At 60.8% G+C, this 17,867-nt stretch carries 18 protein-coding genes and 1 pseudogene; 12 read left to right on the top strand and 7 right to left on the bottom strand.

What is annotated here, in order from left to right; all coding sequences use genetic code 11:
* The coding region (locus VGH68_RS06945; RefSeq protein ID WP_331602811.1) for a porin at positions 1 to 218 on the bottom strand (218 nt) is incomplete at its 3' end.
* A 360-nt stretch (positions 219 to 578) separates the two neighbouring features.
* Here VGH68_RS06945 and VGH68_RS06940 point away from each other — a divergent pair.
* Positions 579 to 1,523 carry a cupin gene (locus VGH68_RS06940; RefSeq protein WP_331602809.1) on the top strand — a complete coding sequence of 315 codons (945 nt, stop codon included), beginning with the start codon at positions 579 to 581 and terminating at the stop codon, positions 1,521 to 1,523.
* Here VGH68_RS06940 and VGH68_RS06935 read toward each other — a convergent pair.
* Together VGH68_RS06935 and VGH68_RS06930 are read right to left on the bottom strand one after the other, a co-directional pair.
* Entirely contained in the window at positions 1,520 to 2,473 is a 954-nt protein-coding gene (locus tag VGH68_RS06935) for a LysR family transcriptional regulator (RefSeq protein ID WP_331602808.1), read from the bottom strand. The genes VGH68_RS06940 and VGH68_RS06935 overlap by 4 nt on opposite strands.
* Before the next feature lie 25 nt (positions 2,474 to 2,498).
* On the bottom strand, positions 2,499 to 2,909 hold the full coding sequence (locus VGH68_RS06930) for a cupin domain-containing protein (RefSeq protein WP_331602807.1): 411 nt from the start codon (positions 2,907 to 2,909) through the stop codon (positions 2,499 to 2,501).
* Positions 2,910 to 3,596: 687 nt separating this feature from the next.
* Between VGH68_RS06930 and yqhD the strand changes: the two genes are divergently transcribed.
* The 4 genes from yqhD (at position 3,597) to VGH68_RS06910 (ending at position 7,569) form a co-directional block, all read left to right on the top strand.
* The gene (gene yqhD / locus VGH68_RS06925; protein ID WP_331602806.1) at positions 3,597 to 4,751 is read left to right on the top strand and encodes an alcohol dehydrogenase; all 1,155 of its coding nucleotides are present in this window, start codon (positions 3,597 to 3,599) and stop codon (positions 4,749 to 4,751) included.
* A gap of 24 nt (positions 4,752 to 4,775) precedes the next feature.
* Positions 4,776 to 5,831: an alpha/beta hydrolase gene (locus VGH68_RS06920; RefSeq protein ID WP_331602805.1), complete on the top strand. Its 1,056-nt coding sequence runs from the start codon at positions 4,776 to 4,778 to the stop codon at positions 5,829 to 5,831.
* Positions 5,832 to 6,484: 653 nt separating this feature from the next.
* Positions 6,485 to 6,877, top strand: coding sequence for a DUF3331 domain-containing protein (locus VGH68_RS06915; protein WP_331602803.1), 393 nt, complete (start codon positions 6,485 to 6,487; stop codon positions 6,875 to 6,877).
* On the top strand, positions 6,874 to 7,569 hold the full coding sequence (locus tag VGH68_RS06910) for a hypothetical protein (protein WP_331602802.1): 696 nt from the start codon (positions 6,874 to 6,876) through the stop codon (positions 7,567 to 7,569). Before VGH68_RS06915 ends, VGH68_RS06910 begins: the two co-directional genes overlap by 4 nt.
* 185 nt (positions 7,570 to 7,754) lie before the next feature.
* Here the strand turns inward: VGH68_RS06910 and VGH68_RS06905 are convergent, their stop codons facing one another.
* A complete protein-coding gene (locus VGH68_RS06905) occupies positions 7,755 to 8,714 on the bottom strand; it encodes a GlxA family transcriptional regulator (RefSeq protein WP_331602801.1) in 960 nt (319 codons plus the stop codon).
* A 140-nt stretch (positions 8,715 to 8,854) separates the two neighbouring features.
* Here VGH68_RS06905 and VGH68_RS06900 point away from each other — a divergent pair, with 140 nt between their 5' ends.
* The 7 genes from VGH68_RS06900 (at position 8,855) to VGH68_RS06870 (ending at position 16,365) form a co-directional block, all read left to right on the top strand.
* Positions 8,855 to 9,676 (top strand): SDR family oxidoreductase, encoded by an 822-nt coding sequence (locus VGH68_RS06900; RefSeq protein ID WP_331602800.1) that lies wholly within the window; start codon positions 8,855 to 8,857, stop codon positions 9,674 to 9,676.
* Between the two features lie 101 nt (positions 9,677 to 9,777).
* A complete protein-coding gene (locus VGH68_RS06895) occupies positions 9,778 to 11,121 on the top strand; it encodes an epoxide hydrolase family protein (protein WP_331602799.1) in 1,344 nt (447 codons plus the stop codon).
* Positions 11,122 to 11,613: 492 nt separating this feature from the next.
* Positions 11,614 to 11,835: a zinc ribbon domain-containing protein gene (locus VGH68_RS06890; RefSeq protein WP_331602797.1), complete on the top strand. Its 222-nt coding sequence runs from the start codon at positions 11,614 to 11,616 to the stop codon at positions 11,833 to 11,835.
* 51 nt (positions 11,836 to 11,886) lie between these two features.
* Entirely contained in the window at positions 11,887 to 12,315 is a 429-nt protein-coding gene (locus VGH68_RS06885; RefSeq protein ID WP_331602796.1) for a hypothetical protein, read from the top strand.
* Positions 12,316 to 13,126: 811 nt separating this feature from the next.
* Positions 13,127 to 13,723, top strand: a complete 597-nt coding sequence (locus VGH68_RS06880) for a hypothetical protein (RefSeq protein ID WP_331602795.1) — start codon at positions 13,127 to 13,129, stop codon at positions 13,721 to 13,723.
* 89 nt (positions 13,724 to 13,812) lie between these two features.
* Positions 13,813 to 14,244 (top strand): hypothetical protein, encoded by a 432-nt coding sequence (locus VGH68_RS06875; protein ID WP_331602794.1) that lies wholly within the window; start codon positions 13,813 to 13,815, stop codon positions 14,242 to 14,244.
* Between the two features lie 393 nt (positions 14,245 to 14,637).
* Positions 14,638 to 16,365: a tannase/feruloyl esterase family alpha/beta hydrolase gene (locus VGH68_RS06870; protein ID WP_331602793.1), complete on the top strand. Its 1,728-nt coding sequence runs from the start codon at positions 14,638 to 14,640 to the stop codon at positions 16,363 to 16,365.
* A gap of 279 nt (positions 16,366 to 16,644) precedes the next feature.
* Here VGH68_RS06870 and VGH68_RS06865 read toward each other — a convergent pair whose 3' ends face one another.
* The 3 genes and pseudogenes from VGH68_RS06865 to VGH68_RS06855 all read right to left on the bottom strand — a co-directional run.
* On the bottom strand, positions 16,645 to 16,830 hold the full coding sequence (locus tag VGH68_RS06865) for a hypothetical protein (protein ID WP_331602792.1): 186 nt from the start codon (positions 16,828 to 16,830) through the stop codon (positions 16,645 to 16,647).
* A gap of 280 nt (positions 16,831 to 17,110) precedes the next feature.
* A pseudogene (locus VGH68_RS06860) lies at positions 17,111 to 17,203 on the bottom strand (HAD family hydrolase); the annotation flags it as partial.
* A gap of 228 nt (positions 17,204 to 17,431) precedes the next feature.
* The coding region (locus VGH68_RS06855) for a sugar-binding domain-containing protein (RefSeq protein WP_331602791.1) at positions 17,432 to 17,867 on the bottom strand (436 nt) is incomplete at its 5' end.

Below are 17,867 nucleotides of genomic sequence, written 5' to 3'. Positions count from 1 at the left end.
TCCTCCGTTCCGCGAAAGCCAAATCGCGACCCACTGATGCCACCGCTGTTCATCTCAACACCGGGGTGGCCCACGCCTGGTTGCCCCGTACCCTCGTTGTTCCCGTAAATCACCGCAGTATCGATGATGCCGTAAAGCGTCACGCTGCTTTGTGCATAACTGGTTCCCGCCCAGAGAAGTAAAACAGCCGCCGAAAAACCCGATTTAATCATTTGCACTTTCAAGATTCGTAGTTCAATGCATAAACGGTTATCGCTATATATTATTGTATATAACGATAACAACAAAAAAAGGCGCTTGCCGCCTGTGCGTCCTCAAAGAATCTGGGCCGTCTAAATCGTAGCTGATATGTTGATTTGAACGGGGTAACAGTTCGCCGCCAATGCCGGGATCACAGTGCAATCCTTTGCATCGACAATTGGCGTCAGCCAACCCGGTGCACCCATTTGCGCAAAGGTGATTTCAATGTCCGGCACTTCTGAGGCCAGCGGCCCGCACCTATAGTCGGTTCAGCTTCCAGACGCGAACCCCAACTTGCGGGGCCCACGCGAAGCCTCCCCAATCTTAAGGACCAGACCATGTTGACCAAAACGTCCCCGGCGCCTCTCGCCGAACTCGATGCCGTTACCCTCGACGCGCAATACTTCGAATATACGTCGTCGGCCAATCCGATCGGCGCGAAGCTTATCTCGCGCGTGCCGTTCCGCAATTTCTCGCCTTCGCTCTACGCAACCGGCGAAACCCGCGTCGTACCCCTCGACCTCTCCGCGGAGTTGGGTTGCCCCAGTCCCGCGACCGGCCCCGGCCTGTGCGCCAATTTCCTGCGCATCAACGCGGGGGATGCGTTGACGCTCGCCCCGAACGCAACCTCGCAGCTTTGCTACGTCATCAGCGGGACCGGCAGCGTGACGCAGGGCGAGACCCGCTTCCCGTTTGGGCAGGGCGATTTCTTCACGCTGCCAGGCGGCGATGCCGCCGTGCTGTCCGCCGACGCGACGGCAACGCTCTATTACGTCAACGACGCGCCGCTGCTCACCTATCTCGGCACGACCGGCGTCGAGGCGCGCTTTGCACCGACGCTCTATCCGGCCGCCCGGGCGCAGGCGGAACTGCGCAAGGTCGCGGAAGAAGCCAATGCGGGTCGCCGCAACCGCATCAGCGTGCTGATGGGCAACGCCAACTTCCCGCAAACGCGAACGGTCACGCATGTCTTGTGGGCCATGTTCGGCATTGTGCCGCCCAACTCAATCCAGAAGCCGCACCGCCACCAGTCGATCGCACTCGACTTCATCGCCGGGGGCCAGCCGGGTGTCTATACGCTGGTCGGTACCGAGCTGGACGACAACGGCGATATCGTGAACCCGACGCGGGTCGATTGGGAAGCCGGGATGGCGTTTGTTACACCGCCGGGATACTGGCATGCGCACTTCAATGAAACAAACGAGAATGCCTATGTGATTCCGATCCAGGATGCAGGCTTGCAGACCTGGTTGCGAACGCTCGATATCCGCTTCGCCCGTTAAGGTTGTTGCGCCAGCGCGAGTCCGTTATCCCAGTACGGCGGCTCGCCAATCACCTCGGCGTAGAAATCCACGAATGCCCGGACCTTCGACGACACGATTTTCTTCGGCGGGTAGACCGCCCAGACCGCTGGTTCTGCTCGCCCGGTGCGCGCCTCCCATTCAGGCAGCGCTTGCAGCAGGCGGCCTTCGCGCAGCGGGGTAGCCGCGAGCCATGTCGGCAGAAGAGCAAGCCCGCAGCTGGCCACAGCGAGTTCGAGTACGGCCTCCGAGTCGTCTGTGCGCAAGCGCCCTTGCAATTCGACCACTACATGCTCCGGCGACGCGTGTACAGGTGCCACATGGGTGAAAGACCATTTGTCGTCCGGCAGCAGCGACAAGCGAAGCACATCGTGCGCGGCAAGATCTTCAGGGACACGAGGCATTCCGTTCCGCTCGAAATACGCCGGGCCGCCGCAGACGATACGACGATGCGGCGCAATCCGCTTAGCCATCAATGACGAATCGGGCAGCACGCCGATACGGATCGCCACGTCAATGCCGGCTTCGATCATATTGAGCGTTTCATCGGTCGACACGATGTCGAGACCGATGGCGGGGTAGCGCTTCATGAACACCGGCAGATGCGGCACGATATGCCGGCGCCCGAATGCCGACGGCATCGTGACCCGTAGCACACCCTGCGGTGTGCGATTCAGTGACGAGGTAACCTGGCGCGCGTCATCGAGCGCCTGCAGGACAACCAACGCGCGTTCACGAAATAGCCGCCCGCCCTCCGTCAGGACGAGCCCCCGCGTCGACCGGTTAAATAGGGCAATGCCCAGATCCTTTTCCAGCTCGCTCACGTAGCGCGAGACGGTCGACGTCTTGACTGCCATTTCACGGGCCGTCTTGCTAAAGCTCTGCACTTCCGCAGCGCAAACGAAGGCCCGTACCGCCGCAAAATAATCCATGGCATTTCCGACCTGCAAGTGCGCGCTAGCCTTTTGTTGTTTCCAGGTGGGTCACGAAAGGCCGGATCTGTTCGTCTTCCGGATTCACATACACGACATCAGTGGGCACACGACGAGGAGCGTCGACTGTAAAGAAGATTGCTGGCGACTCTAGTATTTCAGTGATCGCGTGTACAGTGTTTCGCTCAAAAGTCACTAGCTGGCCCGCAGTGAGCACGCGAGGCGCTTCGTCCTCAATCGCAAAGGCAACCTTTCCGGTCAGCAGGTAGAGATGCTCTTCGCAGGTTTCGTGGTAATGCCGAGGAATAGGGTAATAGACACGAAAGATCCTCGAGCTTGCAGAGGGTTCGTCGGTGAGATAGACGTCGACAATCGTACTATCCGCCTTGTCCGGGAATTGGCTGATGATGTTGTTTATATCGAAAAAATTAAACAATTCATTCTCCATTGTGTGGTGAGGCGAAGAACAGATCGATACGTTGTACCGTCCGGTAGCGTGGGCATCGGGGTGAGGTGTCAGGATCAGGGCGTCCCTGCACTCCTCGTGTGCGTCGCGGCTGGCTACAGCTTGCCACGTGCAAGCGCACCCGCGGAATGGCCGCATTTTGCAAATGACATTTGCCAAATGCGGCTGTGGTCCATAGTGAACCGCTTTCCCACCGGTGTGTAGTCGAACGGGACATGTGTTGTCACTTGCCGGCATCGATATCGGTTCTCGCGTGCGTGCTCTTGCAGGTTCAGCGTATCAACAATCCATACTGAAAGAAGATAACGAAAACGTCATCAACGGGACGGCTTTATGTCACTTTATCTGCGTACAGTAGAAGGCGGGCATTGCAAAAGCCGAACACCTTCGCCGCCGCCAAAATCACGGCCCGGTGCGCAAAGATTTGTCCGCAGACGGGCTGGCGGACTTCTTCTGGAACGCGTGAGAAGGTAGCCTGTTGCGAATGAACTGGAAGACTTGATCGATCCGCTGGAAGCCTGCATGCACCCGATATGCGATCTGTTTTTCAAATCCGCCGCTACCGTCTCGATCCCCTAACCTCCTTGTGGCTGGCCCGTCACATTATTTCTGCAAGATTAAGACGGCCGGTCATCCAAATTACAGCAATGGCGTCTAATGCAAAATTTTACGTTTCAGAATCCCACAAAGATCATTTTCGGCGAAGGCCAGATTGCCGCGCTCGACGCGAATGTGCCGCGCAACGCGCGTGTGCTGATCACGTGCGGCGGCGGCAGCATCAGGAGCAACGGTGTGCTCGCGCAAGTACAGGCCGCGCTCGGTGAGCGCCCGTGGTACATATTCAGCGGCATCGAGCCGAATCCCACTTACGAAACGCTGATGGAAGCGGTTGCGCTCGCCCGTGAGAAGAACATCGATTTTTTGCTGGCGGTGGGCGGCGGCTCGGTGATCGACGGGACGAAGTTCGTCGCGGCGGCGATGAAGTTTGACGGCGAACCATGGGACATTCTTGCGAAGCAGGCCCCTGTGCGCGATGCGGTGCCCTTTGGCAGCGTGCTGACGCTGCCCGCGACAGGTTCGGAAATGAACAATGGTAGCGTCATTAGCTACCGCGCAAAGGGCGACAAGCTGTTTTTCACGAGCGACGCGACCTATCCGCTTTTCTCGGTACTCGACCCGACCACGACCTATTCGTTACCGCCTCGGCAAATTGCCAACGGCGTGGTCGATGCGTTTGTCCATATCGTCGAGCAATACCTGACCTACCCGGTCGATGCAAAGGTCCAGGACCGCTTTGCCGAAGGCTTGCTGATCACGCTGACCGAAGCCGGCCCGCAAGCGCTCGCCGAGCCACGCAACTACAGCGTACGCGCGAACCTGATGTGGACGGCGACGCTGGCGCTGAACGGGCTCATCGGTGCGGGCGTGCCGCAGGACTGGGCCACGCACATGCTAGGCCACGAGATTACCGCGTTGCACGGGCTCGACCACGCGCAAACGCTCGCCATCGTACTGCCGGCGATGCTGACCGTGCGCAAGGAACAAAAACGCGCGAAGCTGCTGCAGTATGGCGAGCGCGTATGGAACATCACCGAGGGCAGCGAGGACGAACGCATCGACGCGGCCATCACGGCAACCCGCGCGTTCTTCGAGAGAATGACCGTCGGGACCCGCCTGCGCGACTACCAGATCGGCGGCGGTTCCGTCGAAACGCTGATGGCCAAACTGACGGAGCACGGCATGGACGCATTGGGCGAGCACGGCGACGTCACGCCGGAAGTCAGCCGCAAGGTCTATGAGGCGGCTCTTTAAGCCAGCACCCGGGACAGTTCTACGATGAAGCTAACTAAATTCCTCCTGCTCGCGTGTGCCGCCTTCGCGTCGGTTTCCGGCGCGGCACTTGCCGATGACGGTACGCTTGCACCACGCGAAGCGCCCGCGAAGACCATTCCGGTGCCGACCGAAGTCAGCCCCGAACTGCAAAAGCTCATCGCGGCGCCTCTCAATCCCGCGTGGAATGTTTTATGGACCACGGGCGCGCAATGGAGAACGGCTGCCGACGCACAGGCCGCCAAGGTCATGCAAACGCTCCCGGCCATGCGCGAGCGCCTGGGCGTGACTGTGCAGGCATCGACGATCAACGGCGTGAGAGTACACATCGTGACGCCCGACTATATTCCGCCGGGACATCGCGACAAGGTGCTGGTACATATCCATGGCGGCTGCTATGAGCTGTACCCTGGCGAGTCGGGTACGGGCGAGGCCATCATCATGGCGGGTCTTGGACACTACAAGGTCATTTCGGTCGACTACCGCATGCCGCCCGAGGCTTATTTCCCCGCGGCACTTGACGACGTCGAGACTGTGTACAAGTCGGTGCTCCAGACGAACGACCCAAAGAATGTGGGCGTTTTCGGGACCTCCGCTGGTGGCGCGCTCGTGCTCGAGTTGATGCTGCGCGCGAAGCACGAAGGGCTGAAAATGCCGGGCGCGATCGCGCCCGGTACGCCGATGTCCGACCTGACGAAGACTGGCGACTCGTTCTACACGAACGAAAAGGTGGACAACGTGCTGGTGTCGCCCAATGGGTTCTGTCATGCCGCGGCAGTCGTCTATGCGAACGGCCATGATCTGAAGGACCCGTTGCTCTCACCCGTCTACGGAGATATGCATGGCTTTCCGCCGGCGATTCTGACCACGGGAACCCGCGACTTGCTGCTCAGCAACACGGTCCGTGTGCACCAGAAGCTTCAGCAGTCCGGCGTCGATGCACAGCTCGAAGTATTCGACGGAATGTCGCACGCTCAGTACCAGATGGATGACCGTGTGCCCGAGGACAAAGCGGCATTCGCAGAAATCACTCAATTCTTCGACAAGCATCTCGGCCATTGATCGACATTCGAGAGGAGCGCTGGCGCTCCTCTCGACATGTTTCGAACTGGCGACGGTTGCGAAATGCCGTTCTTTCCACCGGTGACGGGCCGCTGATATCGACTCGCCTGACATGCCGGTAGCAATCCAGGTATCCGTCGGCGGCTAACGCAGGCTCGCGTTCGTGGACATTGCTGCGACCCTTGTCCTCCTGGCCTATGTCCTATCGAATGCCGGACCCAACGTGCACATGGTGTTCGATGCGCTCGCGCATCGAATTGCGCGCGCGACGGAGCCGGCAGCAGACATGGCCGCGCTCGGCCATCATTCGAAGGAGCGCCCGCCGGGAATCCCAACATAACATCAATTTAATCTGTGCGTCAGCGCGCATTTACCTTTGGCTGTACACAATGTGGACTAGTCAGCCTCGTTACGACGAGGGGCGATTATCAATGCTTCAACGACCATGTGCGGACTCGACCATGCCCGAATTCGGGCGGTGATTCGCTATGAAGGCTTTTGTCTTTGCAGCACGCGTTGCCGGTGTACTTGCGACAGCGGCGAATCCCTCTGCACAGCATGCGATTGTGCCGTTGATGCGTGCCGAAGCCGAAACTAGCCTCGCCTGATCGAGATCCCGCCAGTGTGGCGAACCTGTCGCAAAGGAGTTTTGGATGTTTGAGACTTGTGTGGACGTCTGGTCGCAAACTGTCGCGATGCTTGCTCATGCTTGCACTGGCCAGGAAGAGCCCGCGCGAACGCGAGGTGACGAACGGCGGCCGTCTGCCGTAGCAAACGTGCAGGAGTGGGCGCAGCCGACTGTGAGAGTGCTGGAGCGATCGTCCGCGCATACGTTGACCGTGTCCTGGTGCGATTCGCGTACCGGGCACTATGGACATCAGACCTGGCAGGAACGCATCGCAAAGCGCACTGGAACATGCGTATTGAGCGGCCGCAGTATCGCAGCGGGCGATCATGTGTACAGCCCACAAGTTAGGGGATCGCCGCCCCCGAATGCGCAAGCGATGATCATCGCTTCATATGTGGATGACTGTCCGGTAGCGTGAAAACCACGACGAAGAACGTGGACGTCGACTCGGTGCACGATGTGGGCGTTGAAGCGGTTGGCATGACGCTGCTCGATTGGTCTGGTACCCGACCGCCCGAAATCGGCCGGATCCGAACGCGCGCCGCTTCGACACCGGAGCGCGGGCGCCACAAAGGATGCGACTTCTTCAAGCGTCGACCGCAGTCTGCCCCAGGTTTCTCTGAATTGCGCTTCAATACGCCCATGGCACGAAACAACCGTAAATCCGCCCGCCCGGGCACCCACCGCAAACCGCTGAGCAAGTCATTGCTGCTGCCAATGGCGGTGCAATCCGCGCGCGACATCTCGCTCGCGCATCATCTCGCGCTGGCTGCTTGCCGAAGAAATCGCGGCAACCGGCATCAGATCAACACGCTGCTCTGTTCGGTGTATAGAGCCTACTACCTTCAGCGCATGGGTTTTGGGCAGGTTCCGTTTGCATGCTACGAGCACGCTCAAGCGGCGTTTGTAAGCGCCCTCACAGCGGCCGCGAAACCTGCCAGGTGGATGATCAGGGAGCAAGACGCGCCCGCAATCGAACGATTGCTTGCGCTGCACGACCGGCAATTGAGCGAGGTTCCGATGCACCGAGTGGTCGAAGCCGAAAAACTACTCCGCAACTTCGTGGACGGCACCCGCGCTTCGCCGTTAGTCTCACCGACATCGGATTAACCGTGGTGGTCTTGCTTCCCATGACGAAGACTCTCACCAGGCACCGTCGACCGCCGAAACCGCGCCAATCTGCGCTCCCTCCAGTTTCGGTGTATCCGTGAAGTGGTGGGCGGCAGGGTTTCTCGAGCGGTTGTCTGCGCGAGCCGAAATTCAATGAGAAACTGCGCACGCTTTCCCACACGCACCTAAACACCGATCCGGTCACCGGCACGCGCGTCACGCCGCACTTCCTGCGGCGGTAGGCCAAAACCGCGCATGAACGCTTCGCGCATATGCCGCCGATCGCGAAACCCGGTCTCTTTCGCAATCACTTCCAACGAGTGGCGGCTCTTCTCGATCATCAACCGCGCGGCTTCCAGCCGCAACCCTTCGATCGCTTTCGCGGGCGACTGTCCGGTCTCCAGCGTGAACACCCGGCTAAACTGCCGCGGGCTCAGATGCGCTGAACTCGCGAGTTCCTCGATGGTGAGCGGCCGGCTCAGGTTCGTGCGTGCATAGTTCAGCGCGTTCTGGATGCGGTCGGATTTGGGCGCCAGGTCAAGCATTTCGGAATGCTGCGACTGCCCGCCCGCGCGCCGCTGATGCATCACGAGCTTGCGTGCGACCGAACGCGCCACGTCGGCGCCGAGGTCTTTCTCGACCATCGCAAGCGCGAGGTCGAGCCCGGCGGTCATCCCCGCCGAGGTCCAGATCGGCCCATCGACGATGTAAATGCGGTCTTCTTCGACATGGATGTCCGGAAACCGGCTCATCATCGCGCGCGCATGGGCCCAGTGCGTCGTTGCGCGCCGGTTCGCAAGCAGCCCCGCTTCCGCCAGTACGAAACCGCCCGTGCAGATGCCGGCAATGCGTCGCGCGCGCGCAGCCGTCTTGCGCAGAAATGCGAGCATTTCGGCGGGCGGAGGCGAGGTGAGCGGTGCGTTGACACCCGCCGCGATCCACGTGTCTATCGCGACGCGTCCGCTAAAGGGGCGCGTGACGACGCCCATACCGAGCGAAGAGCGTACCTCGCCCCCCGCTACCGAGAAATTTTCGATCGAGTAGAAGGTTTCGCCCGCCGCAACGTTCGCGTATTCGAACACCGACTGCGATGCGAGCGCCATCACCTGGAAGCCATCGCTCAACAAATATCCGATCCGGTGCATGGAGCCTCCGTTATTCATCAGGTCAGACATCCGCTGCTATGCATGTCCGAAATCATGACCCTATACGTCATTTGAGTCGTCGCCAATCCGGACCAGAATAGGTTCACCCAATCACAGCGAACATTCAACAGGAGCACATCATGATTCAGGCACATCAGGGTACCGCGCTCATTACGGGCGCGTCCACCGGCATCGGCGCGGTCTATGCCGAGCGGCTGGCAAAGCGTGGCTATGATCTTATCCTCGTTGCGCGCAGCCGCGACCGGCTCATCAGTCTCGCCGGGCACATCGCCAACGAAACCGGCCGGTCCGTCGAGGTCATCGGCGCCGATCTCAACGATCCGGGTTCACGCACTACGGTAGAAGCGAAGCTGAAGGAAGACGCCAGCATTACGCTGCTCGTGAACAACGCAGGGGTCGGCACGCATACGCCATTGCTCGACAGCGATGTGGATGCGATGACGCGGATGATCGACCTGAACGTGACCGCACTCACCCGCCTCACATATGCCGCGGTGCCGGGCTTTGTCTCGCGCGGCAAGGGCGCGATCATCAACATCGCCTCGATTGTCAGTATTGCGCCGGAGCGCCTGAATGGCGTGTATGGCGGCACCAAGGCCTTCGTGCTTGCGTTCAGCCAGTCTCTGCATCACGAGCTCGCCAACCAGGGCGTGACGGTGCAGGCGGTGCTGCCCGGCGCGACGGCCACCGATTTCTGGCAGATCGGCGGCTTGCCGATCGAGAACCTCGATCCGGCCATCGTCATGTCCGCGGGCGACCTGGTCGATGCGGCACTCGTCGGCTTCGAGCGAGGCGAGCTCGTCACGATTCCGTCTCTGCACGACGGTGCCAAATGGGACGCTTTCGAAGCCGCGCGCCAGGCGATGTGGGGGGAACTGTCATCCAGCACGCCCGCGCGTCGCTATGCCGCCGACGACGAACGAACCGTCCAGCACGCGTAGAAGCGAACGCCCTAATGAAGCTGCAACGACACGCTACGCAGCCGGTTCACGTAACCGGTGACGCCGCAAGGCTGCGCACGCGTACTCAACGGAGTATCACCATGTCCATAGTTTCCACCGCGCGTATCCGGCGCAGCCTGTTTGCCTATTCGGTCGCAAGTGCACTCACCGTTTCTCTCGGGTCCGCCTTCGGTCATGCTCAAGCCGCTTCGGTCGTGGACCAGCCCTCCGCGAACTCGAGCGTTGTGGCTGAAGACGACTCGATCCGCCCATTCCACGTTCACGTTCAGGACGCAACACTCATCGACCTGCGCCGCCGCATCGCGGCGACGCGGTGGCCCGACAAGGAGACGGTCGCAGATCAAAGCCAGGGTGTGCAGGAGGCGAAGATTCAGGCCCTTGTGCAGTACTGGGGCACGGACTACAACTGGCGCAAGACGGAGGCAAGATTGAACGCGTTGCCGATGTACGTGACCACGATCGACGGCGTCGAGATCCAGTTCATCCACGTGAAATCCCGCAATCCGAACGCGTTGCCGCTGCTCATCACTCACGGCTGGCCTGGCTCGCCCCTCGAAATTGAAAAGGCCATCGGTCCGCTCACCAATCCTACGGCCTATGGCGGCCGTGCGGAGGACGCCTTCGACGTCGTCATTCCCGCGATGCCCGGCTACGGTTTCTCCGGCAAACCGACCGGCACTGGCTGGGATCCCGACCACATCGGGCGAGCGTGGGACGTGCTGATGAAGCGTCTGGGATATACGCACTATGTGTCTCAAGGCGGCGATTGGGGTTCCGTGGTGGCGGACGCGATGGGGCGCCAGGCTCCCGCAGGGTTGCTGGGCATTCACGTCAATATGCCTGCGACGGCGCCACCGGAGATCGCGAAGGCGCTCAACAACGGCGAACCGGCGCCGGCAGGACTGTCCAGTGCGGAAAAGACAGCGTATGAATCACTCGCCAACCTGTACAAAAAGGGCGGCGGCTATGCCGCCATGATGGTCACTCGCCCGCAAACCGAGGGCTACAGCCTGGCTGATTCGCCCGCGGGGCAGGCAGCCTGGATGTACGACAAATTCGCGGCCTGGACCGACAGCGGCGGCGACCCGGAGCGCTCGCTCACGAAGGATCAGATGCTCGACGACATCACGCTGTACTGGGTGACGAACACTTCGACCTCGTCGGCGCGGCTTTACTGGGAGAACAACAACAACAACTTCAACGCCGTCGAGCAGAGGACCGCCGAGATTTCGGTCCCGGTGGCCGTGACGGTCTTTCCCGGCGAGATCTATCGGGCGCCGCGGAGCTGGACAGAGCGCAGTTATCCGAAGCTCACCTATTTCCACGAAGTAGACAAGGGCGGCCACTTCGCAGCATGGGAGCAACCCGAACTCTTCGCCGAGGAGCTCCGCGCGGCGTTCAGACCATTGCGCCGACCGCTGTGAGGTCCCACCGGCTGCGGCCGCACGATCAGGCGGCAGCAGCCGGCTTCAAGAATCGACATTTGTACACGTTCGCGCCGTAGAGCGCCTGGTATTGCAATGAGCTGGCGCGAAACCGATGTGTCGCGGGCGTTGATCCGATCCTTCGTCGTTGCAACGACGGCACGACGACCACGTCGTGTGCCTCGAAGGACGCGCCACCAAGAAGGAGCACGAGAATGCAATCCTGGAAGGACTCGGGCAGACCCGCGTCGAGTTGCGCATGGCCCGTCGGTCACGCCCAAGCCGGCGGGGCTTGGGTCCTTTTGAGCGAACTTTTTCGCAGCACCGGGCGCGGTTTCGCTACTGCCCCCACGGCACCTCCGTCGCGGCGTCACGCCGGCAACCCATCGTTTACCCGCCCCGTCGGCAACGCATTCAAGACGCGTTCTATCGAGTGCGGCGGGTACGCGAGATGCTGTGGCATCAGGGTACGATCATCGAGTCTCCGATGCCATGCCGATCTATGACTTCACCTGTACAAAGTGCGGCGACTTCGAGGTAACACGCCGGATGTCGGAACGCAACGACGCTCTAACCTGTCCATCATGCGGTTTGAGCGCCACGCGCATTGCAGGCGGTGTGCCCTCTTATGGCGGCGCGACGAATGCCGACGACGACAGTTCAGCAGGCGGATACGGCATGCGGCACGCAGGCTCGTGCTTGTGCTGTAGATAAGTGCTTCGACGTTCGTTGTAACGACGTCATCCACGACTGAAGGAAACGGAGATGTTGCTAACCGAAGAGGAACTTGCCCGGCTCGCTGCCGTTGCACCGTTCTTGGAAAGCGAAGCAAAATCCGCGCTGGGTGCGCAGGCCGACTATGAAATCGAGATGGAACTGGCTGAGCATCTGCAACCAGGCCTACGCGTTCGTGCGCGCGTAGCCACGGATGCACGGGCTGATACAGACACGCCGCCTTATCCGCTCGACCTTTTCGTCGGCCTGCCGATCGACGAATTGCGCGCCCTGTCGGCGAGCGACGGCGCTGCGCGTGACAGGATGATCGCCCATTTCGGCGCCACGTTTTCTCCGCGTCTACTACGGGCTATCGCCGAGATGCTTCCGCACGAGGTCGATCTTCAGGCCGGCGTGCAAAGCGAAGCCGGCGTACTCGCGGTCATGCTGGAGAACGCCGCCGCGAGTGGGGGCGGATGAGCAAGGTGCCGATGTACCGCGACCCCGGGGACAGGCTAAACGCCTACGCGAACGAATCGGGCATTCGCGGTGAAGGGATCGCACTGAGAGGTTCGCTGTCCGATGAGTGGCGCCTGCAACGCAGCAGCACATCAGGGCGCCACCAGCCAGCGGAACGCCAGGTCCAGCAGCCAAAGACCCGAAAAAACCACCACTTTCCCTTGAGTCGAGCGTACTCAGGTGCGCGCGCGTGACATGCGCCGATTTCGCAGCAAAGCTCATGCGTTCCTCCCACGTCGCGTAATACCGCTGGCGATAGGATGGAAAAACCGGCCAGACATGCTCGCGCATGTATGAACATTAGAAGCGTGTTTGTCGGCATCCGTCTAACATATGCGTTTCGCGCCCACTGCGTGAATGCGCCTGCCTTTTGTCCGATATCGATTTGGCATCTGCGAATAGCGTGGATTACGCTACTTTTTGCTATGCGACTTTCAAGCGTGGCTGACTCACGAAGTCACAATTGCGCGGACTTTCATGCACCTCATCTGCATGTGTCTGCCGACACCGGGCTAAAAACGACTGCCTGGTGAAGCGTTTCGCTATTTACTACATGGGCCCACGCACGGCTTGCTCGCCGCGCGCTCGGGACAGGCCGCCGCACCGACGGCCTCTAGTTCTCTTATCGCTTCTTGCTCCGCGGACGGCAGCAGCCGGCTAGCATTGCGGCCGCCTTTAATTTCTATTTGTTGGATCGGGCGCCAATCTCGCCAGGTGGTACCCCCTGCGCGCTGTGATGTTACGTGCCTGGTTCAGTGACGAGGAAATGACCATGAAGATCAAGCATTTGTGCATTTTTTCATCAACCGCCATTGCACTTGTCTCGCTCAGTGGCGCCGCGCAGGCCGGGGACCGCGGCGACCACGGCGACCACGGCAGCCTTTGCTCGAACGCAACGCTAAAGGGACCGTTTGAGTTTATCGGTCACGGAGAGATACTTGGATTGAAAGCCGCCGATGGTACGTTGCATCCGTACGCCGCCCCATCGATCCTCGATGACGTCGCCCTGGTGACGTTCGACGGTATGGGCAATTTTCAACGCACCGACTTCGGCATGATTGGCGGGTTGCCGAAAGGGGGGCAGACGACATTCAATCCGAACCAGATGGGCACCTACACGGTGAACTCCGATTGCACCGGCACCATGAAAATCGTCTACACCGCCGGCGGAGCCGTGCCGGCCGGCGTCGAGACCGATCTGAACATCGTCGTCGCTGCCGACGGGACGCTCGTCGAATCCGTTGTCTACAGGGCGGTCACCGTGTCGGGCGCGAGCGGGGACGGCAAAGTAATCTGTCCGCCGGATTGCGAGCAAGGTGTGCAAGAAAGCTTTGAGGGGAAAAAAGTCGTGATCTCTGGCTCGCGTTAGTCGAGTCCCGGGTGGGCTCGCGCTCGCTAAGGCGCTTGCCGGATCTGCCAGACCCGCCCTTCGTTACTGGCGGGCCGACCGGCTCTGCGATGCCGCTCGCATGGGCCCACGCCGAATACATCAAGCTCGTTCGCTCCGCTTCGAACGGCCAGGTCTTTAACGACCTGAAAGTCGTCGCCGACCGTTATCAGTCTCAGCCCGGCCAGGCGCCGCGCGCTCGCAGCAATATCGAAATCTGGAACTTCAACCGCCCGCTGCCGGCGATTCTGGCCGCCACGACAATTCGGATCCCTATGGCTGCGCCTTTCCGCCTGCGCTGGACGATCGACGACTGCGCCACGTCGGAAGACAGCGAAGCCACCGCAACGGCGGTCGGCATCTACTACGTCGATCTGGTCACGCAAGCAGACGAGGCGGGTTCATCGCTTGCATTCACCTTCCGCTTGCTCGCTCCACCCCTATTGGTCAGCGATGCGTCGCATCCTACGAGGATAGTCGAACCCCCAGTTGGGCACGGCTGATGGCCACCCCTCGAAATTCGACCGTGTGAACGCCGGTGTCGTTGGGTGAATTGGCGTCCGTGCGAGGAAACCTTCGTCACTGGAGCTTTACGCGTGGGGAGGTGTTCCTAACTACGATACAGGACTCAGATCGACCGTTGCTCCCGTCGACCAGGGGCGACATCCACGGCGGCTTTCAAAGTAGGTGCCCGCCTAGGTCCAGTTCGCCGTGCAACGCCCGGGCGAGCGCTTCCAGCTCTTCCGCATTGTTCCCGCGATCTAGCTCGGACAGGTTACGATGCACAGGAAAGCCGCTCGCCGCAGACCGTGAGAATACATCCCGATCGGGCTGCGCCGGCGCGCGATACGAACACCGCCCGTAAGTGCTGGACTTGACCTTGAATGGAGACAGTCATGCAAACGAAACGCGTCATTCCTGAATTCCGCGCCATCGGTTCTGGCATAGCCATCGTGCCACTTCTCACGGTCCTTTCGTTAAGCGGCTGCGGGGACGACACCCTCGACACACCCGCAGCGGCGCCCCTGACTTGTCCGCAGCTCGCCGGCAAGAGCGTGCCGGCCTCGTCAATCGGCTTGGCCACCAAGGGGGCAACCGTGACTGCGGCGACGTTGATGCCCGCGTCTGGCACGGGCGCGCAGGCGACCGGGGAGTATTGCCTCGTGAGCGGCGCGATCAGTCCGGTCGATCCGGCCGCGCCCCAGATCAAATTCCAGATTGCAATGCCCACCGTCTGGAATAGCAAAGTCATGATGTTCGGCGGTGGGGGCTACGACGGTACGATCCCTGCGCCTACTGGCAACGTGCCGGCCGGTCCGACCGCGCAACCGACGCCGCTTGGCCGCGGCTACGCGACCTTCGCCAGCGACTCCGGGCATCAGGCCAACGCGCTCGGAAGCGAGGATGCGTCGTTCGGCGTGAACGACGAAGCCATACAGAACTTTTCGGGCGATGCGCTGAAAAAAACTCGCGACGTGGCGGTGTACCTTATCGACGAGCGCTACGCCGTCAAGGCGCCAAAGCGGTCGTATTTTGCTGGCGGCTCTTCGGGTGGCCGCGAGGCGCTCGCCGTGGTGCAGCGCTGGCCGCAGGACTGGGATGGCTCAATCGTTCTGTATCCGGCCTGGGCAGCAGCCAGTCTCGACCTGCAGTTCGGGCGCATCACACGAGCACTCGCGGCGCCCGGTGCCTATCTCGATCAGGCCAAGCGCAAAGTTCTGCTGAACGCCGTGCTGGCCAGCTGCGATACGCTTGACGGGGTCGCCGACGGTCTGATCAGCAACGTTGCTGCGTGCAACACCACGTTCAACCCCGCCACCGCAACCGTCAACGGCACGCCGTTGCGCTGCGCCGGCGGCGCCGATACGGGCGACAGCTGTCTGTCCGACGCACAGATCTCGGCGCTGAACGTGTACAACACGCCGATCACGTTCGGCTATACGGTTGCCAGCGGCGAGACGCAGTATCCCGGCTTTAACGTGTACGGAGCGGACCTCGGCGTCGCGAATGCCTCGGCGTTGCAGCCCACGGTGACCACCCTCGCGCTGGGCATGACCCAGCCGGCTTCTCCGATGCCCAATACGGCGCCTTATCTGAGCGTATTCTGGGACCAATGGATACGCTACTTCGTGACGCGCGACCCCAACTACAACTCGCTGAGCGTCGATCCGCAGAATCCCGGCAGCCTGCAGTCGCGCATCAGTCAGTTGACGGGCTTGCAGGACGTCAACAAGACCGATCTGTCGGCGTTCAATGCGAAGGGCGGCAAGATACTGATGGCGCATGGGATGGCCGACGCGCTCGTCAGCACTCGCTCGAGCGAGCAGTACTATCAGCGGCTGCTGGCGACGATGGGTGCGTCGACGGTGGCCAACTTCGTGCGCTACTACGAGATCCCCGGTTATGGACATGCGGTCAGCAGCGTTTATAACGCATCGTGGGATTCGCTCACGACGCTGGAAAACTGGGTCGAAAAAGGCGTGAGTCCGCCTGCGCAGACGGTTGCCGATACCGCTGGCGTGCCAGGCCGCACCCGGCCGCTTTGCGAGTATCCGACCTTTCCGCGCTATAACGGCTCGGGGGATATCAATCTCGCGTCGAGTTTCACTTGCGCGAGCCAGTAGGGATGCGGGCGACGGGTGTCGCGGGTCAGGAATCTGCACAGCTCGGTTTGTGTGTGCCTTTGCATGAGGCGGGCTTGGTGCGTCCGCTGCAATGATGCGCTGGCAATCGCCCTTCTCACCGTGCAGCTTCTCCAATGAACTTGAACACCTCAATGACGCAATAACAGTCAGAAGCGTCTCACTCAAGCTCGTCACCGTTGCCAAACAAAGTCACCGGAAGCGAATTGAAAGAGGCCCCTCGTTGCGGGGGCCTCGACCTATGAAATTACCGTGTTTCTGTTAGTACGTCACAGAAGCCCCACTGCCACTAAAACTGTGCTGGGTAGGCGCGTCGTTTGCGTAGTCGCCAACAGCCTGGATGATGTTCACGATCTGCTGCGGCAACCTGCCGCCGCTAACGGCGGTCATTGCAGTACGATCCATCTCGACGGCAACGGGGAGGTCTTTGATGACGAGCGTGTTCATTTGGATTCTCCATGAGTAAATGAGTCAGTCCGGAATGTCAGAGCGTGTTCTGAGGGTGTCGCCACTCCTCGATGAGGATCAAAGCAAAGTGCCTGCCAACCAGGGCGCCGCGATAAGCGATCACGCAACCAATTGAAAATATTGGCTTATGGCGACCGGTCCGAATGGGTAGGCAAACGTGCACGCTGCGGTAGGTGGGTCGGGTCCAACTCTCCGTCTGGCCCCGTGGGTTAGATCCCGACACATCCGGTCCGCCTGCCTATCCAAGGGCCCCCGAGGGACGGTCGTACCAGTAGTAGAACGCGCCAATCTCGCCAATCACGCCATCGATCGGCCACATACGCGCAATGCGGTCACACCAGCCGGCGGGCCGCCAACAGCGCCGCGAGTCGTGCGAACGGGTTTTCACCGCCATCGAGCGGTGCAAAGCCGTCACTGACCTCCTGCAGGCACAACACATCGAAGTCTGCCAACGCACGCGCATGTTCGACAATGCGTCGAAGATCGATTGCACCGTCACAACCGCGGCAGCTCTGAATGTTCCAGCTAATCAGTTTCATCGGTCAGTCGGGCAAGCGCGGTGCGCCATCCTTATCGTGTGTCAGGTTCGCTTGCGGCCCTCGCGCACCGTTCTGCGCGACTCGCCATTGCGAGGGTCGTGTTGTTTTTGCTGCTTTTCGACAACCGGCAGAACTCTTTCGTGCTGCTCGTCTTTCCGTTTCCTGCGCCCTTTGTCGCGCACTGGCGCTGTCTCGTGCGGCGCCGCAATCTGATTGCCGCCCTGCGGCACGCACTTCGGATCAGGCGTTGTTGACAGCAGCAGCCGCGCCGTGGGCTCATCAATGATCAGTTCCTTGATAAAACCTCCGCGCATCGCGCCACGAACACCGTCAACCTTCTGCGGCCCGGACACCACGCAGATGGTGTGCTTCGCGCGGCGGAACAGATCGAGATCCGGCCCGCTTGCACGCCGGTTCAGTTCGATGTTCCGGTACGTACCGTCCGCGCGAAAAAAGACCGTCGCGATGTCGCCAACG

Source organism: Paraburkholderia sp. (genome assembly GCF_036488505.1).
Lineage (GTDB): Bacteria > Pseudomonadota > Gammaproteobacteria > Burkholderiales > Burkholderiaceae > Paraburkholderia.
This window is presented reverse-complemented; position numbering and strand designations above follow the sequence as displayed.

Bases quoted from the DNA above. Each gene is read 5' to 3' on its own strand.
- VGH68_RS06940 (WP_331602809.1), top strand. From the start codon at position 579: ATGTTGACCAAAACGTCCCCGGCGCCTCTCGCCGAACTCGATGCCGTT.
- VGH68_RS06920 (WP_331602805.1), top strand. From the start codon at position 4,776: ATGAAGCTAACTAAATTCCTCCTGCTCGCGTGTGCCGCCTTCGCGTCG.
- VGH68_RS06890 (WP_331602797.1), top strand. From the start codon at position 11,614: ATGCCGATCTATGACTTCACCTGTACAAAGTGCGGCGACTTCGAGGTA.
- VGH68_RS06915 (WP_331602803.1), top strand. From the start codon at position 6,485: ATGTTTGAGACTTGTGTGGACGTCTGGTCGCAAACTGTCGCGATGCTT.
- VGH68_RS06870 (WP_331602793.1), top strand. From the start codon at position 14,638: ATGCAAACGAAACGCGTCATTCCTGAATTCCGCGCCATCGGTTCTGGC.
- VGH68_RS06865 (WP_331602792.1), bottom strand. From the start codon at position 16,830: ATGAACACGCTCGTCATCAAAGACCTCCCCGTTGCCGTCGAGATGGAT.
- VGH68_RS06875 (WP_331602794.1), top strand. From the start codon at position 13,813: ATGCCGCTCGCATGGGCCCACGCCGAATACATCAAGCTCGTTCGCTCC.
- VGH68_RS06885 (WP_331602796.1), top strand. From the start codon at position 11,887: ATGTTGCTAACCGAAGAGGAACTTGCCCGGCTCGCTGCCGTTGCACCG.
- VGH68_RS06935 (WP_331602808.1), bottom strand. From the start codon at position 2,473: ATGGATTATTTTGCGGCGGTACGGGCCTTCGTTTGCGCTGCGGAAGTG.
- VGH68_RS06900 (WP_331602800.1), top strand. From the start codon at position 8,855: ATGATTCAGGCACATCAGGGTACCGCGCTCATTACGGGCGCGTCCACC.
- yqhD (WP_331602806.1), top strand. From the start codon at position 3,597: ATGCAAAATTTTACGTTTCAGAATCCCACAAAGATCATTTTCGGCGAA.
- VGH68_RS06895 (WP_331602799.1), top strand. From the start codon at position 9,778: ATGTCCATAGTTTCCACCGCGCGTATCCGGCGCAGCCTGTTTGCCTAT.
- VGH68_RS06905 (WP_331602801.1), bottom strand. From the start codon at position 8,714: ATGCACCGGATCGGATATTTGTTGAGCGATGGCTTCCAGGTGATGGCG.
- VGH68_RS06880 (WP_331602795.1), top strand. From the start codon at position 13,127: ATGAAGATCAAGCATTTGTGCATTTTTTCATCAACCGCCATTGCACTT.